The organism is Leptogranulimonas caecicola (assembly GCF_023168405.1).
Classification (GTDB): domain Bacteria; phylum Actinomycetota; class Coriobacteriia; order Coriobacteriales; family Atopobiaceae; genus Leptogranulimonas; species Leptogranulimonas caecicola.
In genome coordinates this window covers 865,950-880,192 of the sequence record NZ_AP025285.1, presented here as the reverse complement: position 1 = coordinate 880,192, position 14,243 = coordinate 865,950, and the positions used below count along the sequence as shown (strand labels likewise).

Sequence of the window (14,243 nt, the reverse complement as noted above, 5' to 3'; positions counted from 1 at the left end):
GACACGTTCCTTATTTGGCGACGATATTCACGAGCTTTCCGGGCACTACGATGACTTTCATCACTTGCTTGCCAGACAGTTCTGAGGCTACGGCATCGAGGGCGGCAGCCTCCAACTCATCTTTGGTGGCGGAGGCAGATACGTTGAGACGGGCACGGATCTTGCCCTTGATTTGCACTACGATCTCCACGGTGTCGGCCGCTGCCAGTGCAGGATCAAAGGTAGGCCAAGGCTCATCGAACATGGAGTTGTCCATAGCCAAGGCCTCGTGACCCAGCTCGTCGGCCCAATGGGGGCATACCGGCGAGAGCATAGTGGCCAGATCGTGGGCATAGCGATAGAGCAAGGCGGCATGACGGTCTGCTGGCTGCGTCTTGGCGAGATAGGCGTTGCCGGCATTCATGAGCTCCATGAGCGCCGAGATGGCAGTGTTATACTGCCTGCGCTCATAGTCATCGGTGCATTTGATGCCAAGCCTGTGGATCTCGCGCAGAAGCTCTTGGCCGGCCTCATCCAGCTCGCGAGGATCGATACCAGCCTTAGCGTCTGCCTTGGCCTGTTGGATGGATCCGGCGTTTTGTGCAGCCGAAAGCGAGGCCTCCCAGAGACTTTTCCACGCGCGCTTCAAGAAGCGGTTGCAGCCGGCTACCGCTTTGGGATCCCAGTCGAAGTCTTTCTCGGGAGGGGCGATAAAGAGGATCGCCAGACGCATGGTGTCTGCGCCATAGGGGTCGATGACGCTCGAGGGAGGCACCACGTTGCCCTTGGACTTGGACATGACGTCGCCGTTCTCGTCTTTGACCATGCCTTGGCACAGCAAATCCAGGAAAGGCTCATCCACGTCGATCATGCCCATGTCGCGCATGGCTTTGGTCCAGAAGCGCGAGTAGAGCAAGTGTAGGATGGCGTGCTCGATGCCGCCGATGTAGTTATCCACCGGCATCCAGCGGTCTGCTGCCTTGTGACTGATGGGTTCCCGATCGTTGCGGGGATCGCAATAGCGCAGGTAATACCAGCTGGAATCCGTAAAGGTATCCATGGTGTCAGTCTCACGCCGAGCAGGGCCACCGCACACAGGGCAGGTGGCCTCGTAAAACTCAGGGCACTCAGCCAACGTCTCCCCTGCCGAAAGATCCAGGCTATCCGGCAGCATTACCGGCAGGTCGCTCTCCGGCACGGGCACGATGCCACAATGAGGGCAATGAACGGCAGGGATGGGATTTCCCCAATAGCGCTGCCGAGAAATGAGCCAATCGCGCAGGCGGAAGTTGACCGCGGGTCGACCCACGCCCTTCTCTTCCAAGAATTCGATGATGGCCTGAGTACCTTCGGAATGCTTGCCGCCCTTCATACCGGTGAAGGGGCCGGATTGTACCAAGATGCCCTCGGCAGCCATGGCATGATCCCAAGGCACGTTGGTCACTATCAGATCTTTTTCTTGAGCCAGCTCAGGATAGAGGGGGTCGGTTGGCTCGAGGATGATGGGAGGAATGGGCAGATCGTATTTACGAGCAAACTGGAAGTCGCGCTCGTCGCCGCAAGGGACGCCCATGACAGCGCCGGTACCGTAGTCAGTAAGCACATAGTCGGCTACCCAGATAGGCAGCAAGCGACCGTTTACAGGGTTGACCATATAGCGGCCAGTGAAGGCTCCGTGCTTCTCGGTATCTCCGGAAGCACGATCCACTGCACTGGTAGCCTCGGCGATATCGATGACCTCTTGCACTGCCGCTTCATAGGGAGTGCCATCTACCAGCTCATGAAGAAGCGGGTACTCAGGCGCCAGGAGGAAGAAGCTGGCACCAAAGAGGGTGTCAGGACGGGTGGTGAACACCGTCATGAGCTGGGAGGTGGGCTCGCCATTGGCGTCTGCCAGGGCAAAGTCGATCTCTGCGCCTTCAGACTTGCCAATCCAGTTGCGCTGCATTTGCTTGACGCGCTCAGGCCAATGGTCGAGCTTGTCGATATCGTCTAGCAACTCTTCTGCATAGTCGGTGATCTTTAGATACCACTGGGTGAGTTCGCGGCGCTCAGGCACGGTGCCGCAACGCCAGCAACGACCTTCAGTCACCTGCTCGTTTGCCAGTACGGTATTGCACTGAGGACACCAATTCACAGGAGACTTACGCCTGTCCACCAGACCTTTCTCCCACATCTTGAGGAAGATGTATTGGCCCCAGCGGTAGTAGTCGGGGTCGCAGGTGCGCACCAGGCGATCATAATCATAGGAGAAGCCCATGCGCTTCATGGTGGCTACGGCGCGATCCATGTTGTCATAAGTCCAGGTAGCCGGCTGGGTGTGATGCTTGATGGCGGCGTTTTCTGCCGGCAGGCCAAAGGCATCAAATCCTATGGGATGCAGCACGTCAAAACCGCGCATGCGTGCCTGGCGGGCCATAGCGTCGCCAATGGTGTAGTTGCGAGCATGTCCCATGTGAAGATCGCCGGAGGGATAGGGAAACATCTCAAGCACGTATTTTTTGGGCTTATCGGGATTTTCCTCTGTCTTATAGAGGCTCTCTTCTTCCCAGATCTTTTGCCACTTCTCCTCGATTTGGGTGGCGTTGTACTCAGGAATCACGAGCTCAGAGTTGCGGTTGGTGCTATCGGACACTATTCCTCCTATAACAACTGCCACCCAGAGTATGGGTGGCAGTTCAAGCGCTTTTAAGCTTGCACATATCGATTATAGTCAATTATTGAAAAGAACCTGTTGGTTGGTTTCTTTAAGTACCACGTCGTGGGCGCCGCCCTCAACCAACGAAGTGGCACTCACCAGCGTAAGGCGTGCCTTCTCTTTGAGCTCGTCGAGAGTCAGAGCACCACAATTGCACATGGTGGAGCGGATCTTGAGCAGAGAGCTCTGAACGCCGTCGCGCAAAGGACCAGCGTAGGGCACATAGGAATCTACGCCCTCTACAAATGAAAGCTTTTTGTCTCCGCCCAAGTCATAGCGGGCCCAGTTGCGGGCGCGAGCAGAGCCCTCGCCCCAGTACTCCTTCATGTAGGAGCCGTTCACCGTCACACGCTCAGAGGGACTCTCGTCGAAGCGGGCGAAGTAGCGGCCGAGCATAAGGAAGTCTGCGCCCATAGCCAACGCCAAGGTCATATGGTAGTCATAGACGATGCCGCCGTCAGAGCATACAGGTACATAGACGCCAGTCTCTTCGAAGTACTGATCTCGAGCCTCGCACACATCGATGAGCGCAGAGGCTTGGCCTCGGCCAATGCCCTTCTGCTCACGGGTGATGCAAATGGAGCCACCACCAATGCCCACCTTGACAAAGTCGGCTCCGGCGTCTGCCAAAAAGCGGAAGCCCTCGGCATCCACCACATTGCCAGCGCCTACTTTGACGCTGTCGCCATAATTCTCGCGGATCCAGGCCAAGGTGCGAGCCTGCCACTCCGAGTACCCCTCGGAAGAGTCGATGCACAAAGCATCTGCCCCGGCCTCCACCAGAAGAGGCACACGCTCTGCATAATCGCGGGTATTGATACCCGCGCCTACCACATAGCGCTTGGAAGCATCCAAAAGCTCATTGGGATTGGACTTGTGGGAGTCATAGTCCTTGCGGAACACAAGGCCTACCAAAGAGCCGTCTTCCTCAACAATGGGCAGCTGATTAAGCTTGTTTTCCCAGATTATGTCGTTGGCCTCAGAGAGGTTGACGGTGGCAGGAGCCACGATGACCTTTTCCACAGGAGTCATGAACTCACGAACGAGCTTATCTTGAGGATCACGGCTAGGACGATAATCACGGGAGGTCACGATACCCAACAGCTTGCCGTGGGGAGCACCGTTCTCTGTCACAGGCATGGCAGAATGGTGGGTTTGCTCTTTTAAACGCATGACCTCTGCCAAAGTCATATCTGGCGTGAGGTTGGAGTCTGAAACTACGACGCCGGCCTTGTATGACTTCACCTCGCGAATCATGCGGGCTTCATCCTCGGCGGTTTGAGAGCCATAGATAAAGCTCATACCGCCTTCTTGAGCCAAAGCGATAGCCAGGCGGGGGCCAGACACTGCCTGCATGATGGCAGACACCATGGGAGTATTGAGGGTAATCGCAGGCTCTTCGCCACGGCGGAACTTGACTAGAGGCGCCTTTAGATCGACATTGGCCGGAATGCACTCGGAAGACGAGTAGCCGGGCACCAACAAGTACTCGGAAAAGGTGTGAGATACGCCAGGGAAGAAAGTTGCCATGCATGCTCCTTGGTCTGCTGAGGACAATCGCTATGCCTACTGAATGTAGCCACAAGTCTTCGCAATGATAACGCAAAGCCAACGATTGGTACCTGCGATGAAGCCAGCTACTCGCTGGTGATTTGATCCACCGACATCGCAAACTCGTGCTTGGTGGGCACCCACTCCACTTTTTTGAAGAGCGCCACCAAGTTAATAGGGATGTAGGTGAGCATAAAGAGCGGGAAGGTAAAGATATTTGCAATGATGCGCCAGCGCTTGGTGGAATGAATGTGGGAGCGCTCAAAGATCGTTGTGAGCAACACTGCTACAAAGAAGGTGAAATAGGCCGAGATAAACGCCATTGCAATTGAGCCTAAGCACATAGATATCTCAACGTCTGTGGCCAAAAAACCGTGGCTTAATGACCCTGCAATGAGATAAGTGCCATTGATCATGACGGAAAGGACTGTGAGGATCGTTGCCGGAGCTACCGTCATGAACATGTCGTAGCTTGAGAACCGCCCTATACCTATACCGTGAAGCAGTTCTTTGCAGTATGAGAAAAATACCTGATAGAAGCCCTTTGACCATCGAAGACGCTGTGTCCAAGATGCAGCGAAGGTCACAGGTTGCTCGTCATAAAACTCTGCAGGGGCATAGCCAATGCGGATGCCATTGGCAGCGCAAAAGGTAGAAAACTGGATATCTTCCGTAAGGGTGTGGAATGCCCAGCCACGCATAGAGCGGATAATCTTGTTCGACACCATCCAACCCGATCCAGAGATGGCGCAGCTCACACCGCAAATCATGCGAGCATTGTTCAAGAAGCGCGCCTCGCGGATGAACCAGATACCATAGGCTGAGCTGATCCAAGAAGAATCAAAGTTTTTGGAATTGCGGTAGCTCGTGGCTGCCAAATAACCCATGTCTACCACTTTGTTCATGATGCGCACGTAGTCGCGAGACAGGAGGTTGTCTGCATCGAAGATAATAAAGGCGTCATAGTAATCCTCGCCCTTCTCATCGAGCACGTTGTTAAAGCCCAAGTCTAGCGCCCAACTTTTGCCACGACGCGCCAGATCATTTCTCTCGTAGACAAAAGCGCCGGCCTCTCTGGCCACCCGCGCCGTCTCATCTGTGCAGGCATCCGCAACCACATAGATATCGATAAGCTCAGAAGGATAATTTTGGTCTTGAATGGATTTTACTAGCTGTCCTATAACTACTTCCTCGTTATGCGCGGCAATCATGAAGGCAAAACGATGGTTCTTTTTTGCATCAGGGAGCTTCACTTCTCCCTGCTTTAAACCCACAAAAAAGTAGATGATCTGATAGAAGAAAGCCACGCTAAAGAATACCAAGGTAATGAAGTTAAAGATCACTATGGGAGTGAATCCTATACGGGCAAAATCCACGATTACCTCTTTCCTATGTGGCGCAGTTGGCTTCAAAGAATGAAGTCCTGACCCCTCATTGCCTCAAGAAGCCGAATGAGAGGCTTGACTGAATAATTGGGAAACGATGCGCTCCCCTGCCTCAGTCTGTCCCATTGACCTATCTTCGAGAGATTCCAGGACCTGTGAGAGATCTTCCGGAAGGGTGTCTGCCAGAGAAATCAACTGATGAGTCGCTGGATGTTCGAACTCTATATGCCAAGAATGAAGGAATTGTCGAGTAAGCCCTAGGTTCTTTTTAAGATCACCCAAACCATAGAGAGGATCGCCCACTACTGGATGATGTATATGAGCCATATGCACGCGTATCTGATGCGTGCGGCCTGTATAGAGGTGACACTCTACCAAGGTATAGCCATCGTCTTTTGGGCCGGCTTCAAAGCGCTCAAGAGTGGCGAAGGTAGTGATGGCGCCACGAGCAGCAGGATCCTCAGTAGCCATTTGACGCGTACGGTCCCTCGTCGACCGGGTAATATTTGCATCAATGATACCGCTATCAGGAGCTATATAGCCCTGGACCAAAGTGACATAGCGCCTATCGAGAGTGCGCATGCGGATAAGATCTTGCAATTCCTTTTGGATCTCATCATCTTTTGCAGCCACCATAAGACCAGAGGTGTCTCTGTCTAAACGGTGCACAATGCCAGGACGATCCTCTCCCTGCAAAAGCCCTACATGCTCAGGGCCACAGTGCGCCACAAGCGCGTTTGCCAAAGTGTCGTCTATATGGCCCGGGCTAGGATGACATACTAGGCCGGCCTGTTTGGAAAGTACAAGTAAACGGTCATCCTCAAAGCGAATATCCAAAGGAATGGGGTTTGGCGTAAGTATTGGATTTACGCTTTGAGGGTCAGGTAACTCGGCCTGTACATAATCCCCCATTTGCACGCGCTCAGACTTGGAGGAAGCAGGGGTGCCATTAATGGTCACATGTCCCTCTTCGATGATTTTGGCGCAGGCTGAGCGACTTGGAGCTCCCTCAAGACTTGCAAGGAACGTATCCAAACGCATGTTATGGGCTTTATCGTCGACCAACTCTGTAAGCACCGCCATGGCTAGCGGCCTTTCTTAGCGGAGTTGCGCAGCCTATCAGCAGCGCCTACGGATGTATCTCCCAGCTTGACAGAGCGCGCGGCAGCAGCGTCTTTGGCTCTGGCTGCCTTCTCTTGCAGAGAGTCCCAATGCCAAAGGGCAACAAGCCCCGCACCAATGCCGCAGCATACAAAGATATCTGCCATATTGAAAATGGCGAAGTCCATAAAAGTGGTAGCAAAAAAGTCGCATACCCAGCCATGGGCCACACGATCAATTAGATTGCCAAGACCACCACCGGCTACCACGCCACCGATGACAAGAAGGTATGTGGGAGTTGAGGGATGCTTCCAGATCTCATAGCCAATGCCAACTACTACTGCGAGGGCTATGGCAATAAAGAGCCAGCCTGCTCCCTCCCCTAAAGAGAAGGCAGCTCCTGTATTTTTCACCAGCAGGAGATCCATCACATGAGGGATGAAGGTCACAGGTTTTCCGGGGACAAGATTAGCTAAGGCCCAGGCCTTGACCACCTGATCTACCACCACACAAAGCAGTGCAGTAATAGACCAGATGGCCATGGAGCGAGCATGTTTCACCTATTCTTCTCCCTGCTCAGCATCGAGGGCTTCATGGCAACGATCGCATAGGCCATCCTCACCAAGTTCACGCCAGTTCCAGCAACGAGGGCATTTTTCGCCAGCCGCAGGCTCAACGGTCACGCTGAGCTCGGGGCCAAAGGACACCTGAACCTGAGAGCAGACCAAAGGCTCGGCAAGATCTCCACCCATGACCTCGTAGAGCGACTTCATCGCCGGATCGTCTTGGGGAAGCACCACATGGGCCTTGGTGGCTTGGGTGGTCTTCTCGGTAATCACCTCAGATGCCAACGCCTCCTCATAGGCTTTGGTGTAGGCAGAGCGCACCTCAAGCAGGGCATTATAGGCGGCTAGCAACGTCTCATCTTGGTCAAGCGTGGGAGCCTCATACCATGACAGCAATGCTGCGAAGTCCTTGCCCTCACGCATGGCGACAGGAACATACTCGAGTACTTCGTCGGTGGTATAGGCCAAGATGGGCTGTAGGTCGCGCAGGAGCATGGAAAGAATCTCGTACCAAACGGTTTGACAACTGCGACGGGTAACAGAATCTGCAGCATCACAGTACATGCGATCCTTGGTGGCGTTGAGGTAGCCATTGGAGAGCTCGGTGATCACGTAGTCATAGAGCGTGCGATACACAAGGTTAAAGCGATAGTCTGCATAGGCATCGCTCACCTTTTGGTGTACCTGGGCCAAACGAGCCAATGTCATGCGATCGTAGGCAGTAAGCTCGTTGAACGGAATTCCATCGACAGCCGGATCGAATTGACCTTCAAGCTCGCCCAACAGGAAGCGGAAGGTATTGCGGAAGCGACGATACGCATCAGAGACACGCTCGAGGATCTGCTTGTCGCAAGGCATGTCGGTAGTGGCGTCGATGGATGCCACCCACAGACGCACAATCTCTGCACCCAGAGAGTCGCATACCTCGCCGGGATCGATGGTATTGCCCAGCGACTTGCTCATCTTGCGTCCTTGGCCATCCAAAGTAAAACCATTGGTGAGCACACCTTTGAATGGGGGGCACCCATAGGCGCCCATAGAGGTGAGCAGCGAGCTTTGGAACCAGCCTCGATGCTGGTCAGATCCTTCGACGTAGAGATCTGCGGGGAAGCGCAGCTCTGAACGACTTTGAAGCACAGCAGTATGCGAGACGCCCGAGTCCCACCAGACATCCAAGATGTCCTTGTTGGCCTTAAGGTGGTGGCCTCCACATTCGGGGCATACGTCCGCATCGCCCAGGTACTCAGAGGGGTCTTCCATAAACCAAGCGTCAGAGCCCTTCTCATTAAAGAGCCTTATCACGGCATCCAAGGTCGCATCATTCATTACAGTGGCGCCGCAGTCTGCGCAGGTGAAAGCAGGGATAGGCACACCCCAGACACGTTGGCGGGAGATGCACCAATCAGGACGGCCTTCGATCATCGAATAGATACGCTTGGCCGAATGAGCAGGGTACCAGCGCACATCATGCTCAATGGCGTCCAAGGCGTTGTCGCGTAGATGGGTGTCGTCCATGGAGACAAACCACTGCTCGGTAGCGCGGAAGATCACGGGGTTCTTGCAGCGCCAGCAATGTGGATAGCTGTGAGTGATCTTGCCCGCATGCACAAGCACGCCCCGCTCATCAAGCCATTGGATGATTTTGGGATTGGCCTCAGTGACTTCCATGCCGCTCCAAGGGCCACCTGTGCCATAGGTATCCCCCTGATAGAAGCGACCGTCATCGTCAACCGGCATGATGATGGGCACGTCGTTCTCGACACCTACATAAAAGTCATCAGCACCATGGCCGGGAGCAATATGGACGACACCCGTACCGTCCTCTGTGCCCACATAATCTGCCAAGATCACTTTGCAGGTGATGTCGTCAAAGATGGGCTGAGTATAGGTAAGACCTTCAAGTTCATTAGAGACTGCCTGCCAGGGCTTGCCGTCCACCTCTACATAATCGAGGTCCCAGCCTGCAACCTCGCAGACCTTCTGAGCAAGATCAGCAAGGACAATATAAGCTTTCCCATCATGCTTAATAGCGGTATAGATAGCTTCGGGCTTCATGGCCACAGCAGCGTTTGCAGGAAGAGTCCAAGGAGTGGTGGTCCAAATCATCACATAGAGAGGCTCTTCGATGGACTCGAGTCCTTCGGGGCGCTCCTTCATGGCATAGCCCACATAAATGGAGGGGCCTGTTACATCGGCATACTCGATCTCCGCCTCGGCAAGGGCAGTATGGCAATGGGTGCACCAATGAACAGGCTTGCGTCCGCGATAGATGGCGCCACTATCCCAGATCTTTTTGAACACCTCGATATCAGCTGCATCATGAGTATTGGAAAGCGTGAGATAGGGATGTGCCCAATCACCAAGCACACCCAAGCGGCGGAATCCGGCTTTCTGAAGGTCAATATTCTCTACCGCGAATCGCCGACACAGCTGGCGGATATCGTAGGGATCGGTTTCATTGAACTTCTTAGTGCCCAGGTGCTCTTCTACCTTATGCTCGATAGGCTGACCATGGCAGTCCCAGCCAGGCACATAGGCAATCTGACGACCTTGCATGATTTGGTAGCGATTGATGAAGTCCTTTATTATTTTATTTAGAGCATGACCAAGGTGAATAGGACCATTTGCATAGGGAGGGCCATCATGCAAAACGAAAGTCTCATGACCTTCATTTTGCGAGCGTGCAAGCTCGTAGACATCGTTCTCTTCCCACTTCGCCAAACGGCGAGGCTCCGAGGAAGCGAGACCCGCACGCATGGGAAAGCCAGTCTTGGGCAGATTGGTGGTCTTCTTGTATTGATTGGCCATCGGGCGGCTCCCTTGCTTTATTAGATATGCATAGGCGCACAAGATAATAGCACCCAGTTATAAAACAAGTGTTTCAGGCAGTCTACGGCCTACTCGATTTTCGCCTTTATCCCATGACGATCCAAGATGTGGAGAGACCTAGGGGGCTTTTTCAGGCACTTCTTTCCTAGAGTATATTGATATATAGGAATGCTTTTAGCTGGTGCTTTTGGAGATGGTTATGCGCGAAACCCCCACAGATCCAGAGATCAGATGTCTCGAGCTTCTCTCAGAGCAGTTCCCCACACGCCAAGCAGTGTTTACCGAGATTATCAACCTCGAAGCTATTTTAGGTCTTCCCAAAGCCACCGAGCATTTCATGAGCGATGTTCATGGCGAATACGCCGCTTTTGAGCATATTCTTAACAACTGTTCCGGCGTCATTCGCGAAGGAGTTCGCCATGAGTTTGCAGGTGAGCTAAGCCAAGCAGATCAAGACGACCTTTGCACGCTCATCTATTATCCTGACAAAAAGATGGTGAAAGAGTTCGAGGCTGGAATCATCGATCTTAGCTGGTGGCGTACCCATCTTATGCGTCTTTTGCGTGTAGCAAAGCACTTTGCTTCTGCCTACACGCAATCCAAAGTACGCAAAGCCATGCCGGTATCTTATGCCTATATCATCGACGAGCTTCTTCGCGACCAAATCGACCAACCCGATGCCCGAACCCATTACCATGAGCGCATTATCGACACTATTGTCGATACAGGCAGTGGCCCTGACTTCGTGGAATCTTTAGCTTCTCTCATCAAACGTCTCGCAGTCGACCGACTCCATATTGTGGGCGACCTTTTTGATCGCGGCCCCCATGCCGACAAAATCCTCGATCGCCTCATGGACTATGCCGGTGTCGATATTCAATGGGGAAATCACGACATAGTATGGATGGGGGCTGCCTGTGGCTCCCGTGTCTGCCAGGCTGCCGTGGTAAGAAACAATCTTCGCTATGGCAACCTGGAGATTCTTGAGAGTGCCTATGGCATCTCCCTTCGCGAGCTGGCGCTTTTCGCAGAACGTACCTACTTAGACGGCGATGTGCTCTCCCCTATGGAAAAGGCCATCGACATCATTTTGTTCAAGCTCGAAGCCCAACTCATTAGGCGAAATCCCGATTTTGAGATGGGCGACCGCCTGCTTTTACCTTTGGTGGATATCGAGGAAGACTGCGTCCATCTTCCCGAAGGCGATGTGCCATTAGTCACCTGCGACCTTCCCACACTCCAAGGCGAGGATGTTTGCCAGCTCACATTAGAAGAGGAAGCGGTGATCGAATCTCTGGCGAGTGCCTTTGAAGCCAGCGACAGGCTCCATGCTCACATAGGCTTTCTCTACGAGCATGGTGGCATGTATAAGGTCTGCAACAATAACGTGCTTTTCCATGGGTGCGTCCCCATGACAGAAGACGACTTGTTCCCTCGATTTGTACTCCGAGGCCATGGCCTCGCCGGCCGAGACCTATTTGACTGGCTTGACCGCGAAGCGCGCCAGGCCTGGATGGATCCCTCCCAAGAGTCGCTCGATCTTATGTACTATCTGTACTGTGGCTTTCACTCCCCGCTCTGCGGTCGCATAACCAAAACCTTTGAGCGCAGTCTTGTAGCCGATGAATCTTGTTGGCACGAACCCAGAGATGAATATTGGAATCTCATCTCTTCTCCCACCGTATGCAAACAAGTCCTACGGGAATTTGGTGCCGATCCCAAGCGAGGCCATATTATCAATGGCCATACTCCAGTAAAGGCTTCTAGCGGTGAAAACCCTGTTCGTTCGGGTGGTTATCACATTGTAATCGATGGCGGTTTTTGTAAGGCTTACCACAAGACTACGGGCATCGCGGGCTATACCCTTATTGCCGATAAAAGCGGCCTTCGCATCAAGGCACATCGTGCTTTTACCTCCATTGGTAATGTGCTTGATCTCAATGCTGACATCATGAGCGACACCGATCGATTTGAAGTTGCCGAGCATCCTCTGCTCGTAGAAGACTCTGATACAGGAGAAACCATTCGTCAGCGCATACTCGAGTTGCGCGCACTCCTAGACTCTTACAATCACGGCCTTCTTAAAGAGCGGGCCAAGCGCTAACTCGCCAGCATTGCTAACTTAGAGTTATCGAATGCTCAATTATTATCAGAATGGCGCCAGTACCATTTCCTTTAGGGAAATGGTACTGGCGCCTTGCTTGCCTTAGATTATTACGGCGTTCTTATTGAGCATCAGGTTTAGGCATATAGTCATTATCACGGGTAAAGATATTCATAAACTCCTCACCAGTGATGGTCTCCTTGACCTGCAGATAGCGTGCGAGCTCATGGAGCTTGAAGAGATTCTCGCGCAGAATCTTGAGGGCGTTTTGGTGAGCCTCCTCAACAATGTGCATGACCTCCTCGTCAATTTCTTGGGCAGTGCCCTCTGAGCATGTAAGCGAAGCGTCCCCAGATAGATAGCGATTTTGCACCTGCCCCAACGCTACCATGCCAAACTTATCGCTCATGCCATATTGCGTAACCATGTTGCGTGCCAGCTTAGTAGCACGCTCGATATCATTTGAAGCGCCGGTAGTAATCTGTTTGAAGATCAGCTCTTCTGCAGAACGGCCACCGCACATTACCGCAATCTGCTCCATTGCCTCTTCTTTTGTGACCAAATAATGTTCGTCGTCTTCTACTTGCATGGTGTAGCCCAATGCGCCGGAAGTGCGCGGAACGATAGTGATCTTCGAAACAGGAGCCGATCCTTTTTGAGCTGCTGCCACCATTGCATGGCCAATCTCGTGGTACGCCACGATCTTTTTTTCACGCTCGGAAAGCACGGTAGACTTGCGCTTTTCGCCTGCAATGACAACTTCAACAGACTCTTGAATGTCTTCTTGGGTCACACGGTTGCGCCCCATACGAACCGCACGAAGAGCTGCTTCGTTGATGATGTTCGAAAGATCTGCGCCAGAGGCGCCAGGGGTGGCCCTCGCAATTACATCAAGATCGATATCGCCAGTCATCTTCACGTCATTAGCATGAAGAGCCAAAATCGCCTTACGGCCAGCAAGATCAGGAAGCTCCACCGGCACGCGGCGGTCAAAACGACCAGGGCGCAAAAGGGCTGGATCCAGGGTATCAGGGCGGTTGGTTGCGCCAATAACCACAATGCCCTTGTGATTGTCGAAGCCATCCATCTCGGTGAGCAGCTGATTGAGCGTCTGCTCGCGCTCATCGTTGGTGGACAAACCGGCATCACGGCGTTTGCCCACTGTATCGATCTCGTCGATGAAGACGATACAAGGCGCCTTCTCATTTGCCTGCTTGAAGAGGTCGCGTACCTTGGCAGCGCCGCGACCAACAAACATCTCGACAAATTCAGAACCAGAGATGGAGAAGAAGGGCACCTTTGCCTCTCCAGCCACAGCTTTAGCCAAAAGGGTTTTACCTGTGCCCGGAGGGCCTACGAGCAAAGCGCCGCGTGGAAGCTTTGCGCCAATAGCCTCATAGCGCTGAGGCTTCTCGAGAAAGCTCACCAACTCAGCCAATGATTCTTTAGCTTCATCTTGACCTGCAACATCCTTAAAGGTGACTCCCGTCTCTTTCTCGGCAACCACCTTTGCGCCGGACTTGCCAAAATTGCCAAGTCCGCCGCCACCAAAAGACATCGAGGGGCCATCGTCACCCATGGCTTTTTTCATTTGACGGTTGAGAGCCCAGCCTCCCAAGAGGATAAGAATGAAGGGAAAGCCGTAAAGCAGCAAAGCAAGCCAGAAGTTGTCATTGCCGTCCGGAATCTCTGCAGCAAACTCAACATTGTGCTTTTCCAAGCGCTCGACCAGCGTATCGTCACCGGGGAATCGATTGGTGCGGTAGGTTTGCGCGTTATCGCCCTCGCCGCTTACAAAGACGATAGACCCGGTCTCTGTATTAAGCTGCACTTTATTTACTTTGTTATCATCCACCATCGAGATAAAAGTGGAATAGTCAGTCTCTTTGACCGTGTTAGGTATCACTGACGGATACACAAAGGCTCGCAATATCGCGAAGACAATAAGCGCGATAATGATATAGAGCATCATTGATTGACGCTTCTTCTTATTATCCATGCCTGATGTTGCCTCCTTCAAGGACGCAGGC

8 protein-coding genes are annotated in these 14,243 nt (G+C 53.0%); 1 reads left to right on the top strand and 7 read right to left on the bottom strand.

Annotated features, from left to right (window positions below; genetic code table 11):
• Positions 1-10: 10 nt before the first annotated feature.
• The 6 genes from leuS to ileS form a co-directional block, all read right to left on the bottom strand.
• Positions 11-2,614 carry a leucine--tRNA ligase gene (leuS, locus tag OR601_RS03850; RefSeq protein ID WP_265592266.1) on the bottom strand — a complete coding sequence of 868 codons (2,604 nt, stop codon included), beginning with the start codon at positions 2,612-2,614 and terminating at the stop codon, positions 11-13.
• A gap of 78 nt (positions 2,615-2,692) precedes the next feature.
• Complete coding sequence (locus OR601_RS03845; RefSeq protein ID WP_136012837.1) at positions 2,693-4,207, bottom strand: IMP dehydrogenase; 1,515 nt, start codon at positions 4,205-4,207, stop codon at positions 2,693-2,695.
• Between the two features lie 107 nt (positions 4,208-4,314).
• On the bottom strand, positions 4,315-5,604 hold the full coding sequence (locus OR601_RS03840) for a glycosyltransferase family 2 protein (protein ID WP_265592265.1): 1,290 nt from the start codon (positions 5,602-5,604) through the stop codon (positions 4,315-4,317).
• Between the two features lie 63 nt (positions 5,605-5,667).
• Positions 5,668-6,696, bottom strand: coding sequence for an RluA family pseudouridine synthase (locus OR601_RS03835; RefSeq protein ID WP_265592264.1), 1,029 nt, complete (start codon positions 6,694-6,696; stop codon positions 5,668-5,670).
• A gap of 2 nt (positions 6,697-6,698) precedes the next feature.
• A complete protein-coding gene (gene lspA, locus OR601_RS03830; protein WP_265592263.1) occupies positions 6,699-7,274 on the bottom strand; it encodes a signal peptidase II in 576 nt (191 codons plus the stop codon).
• Entirely contained in the window at positions 7,275-10,088 is a 2,814-nt protein-coding gene (ileS, locus tag OR601_RS03825) for an isoleucine--tRNA ligase (RefSeq protein ID WP_265592262.1), read from the bottom strand.
• Positions 10,089-10,308: 220 nt separating this feature from the next.
• Here ileS and OR601_RS03820 point away from each other — a divergent pair, with 220 nt between their 5' ends.
• Positions 10,309-12,213, top strand: coding sequence for a fructose-1,6-bisphosphatase (locus tag OR601_RS03820; RefSeq protein WP_265592261.1), 1,905 nt, complete (start codon positions 10,309-10,311; stop codon positions 12,211-12,213).
• 121 nt (positions 12,214-12,334) lie between these two features.
• Here the strand turns inward: OR601_RS03820 and ftsH are convergent, their stop codons facing one another.
• Complete coding sequence (gene ftsH / locus OR601_RS03815; RefSeq protein WP_265592260.1) at positions 12,335-14,212, bottom strand: ATP-dependent zinc metalloprotease FtsH; 1,878 nt, start codon at positions 14,210-14,212, stop codon at positions 12,335-12,337.
• Positions 14,213-14,243: the final 31 nt, after the last annotated feature.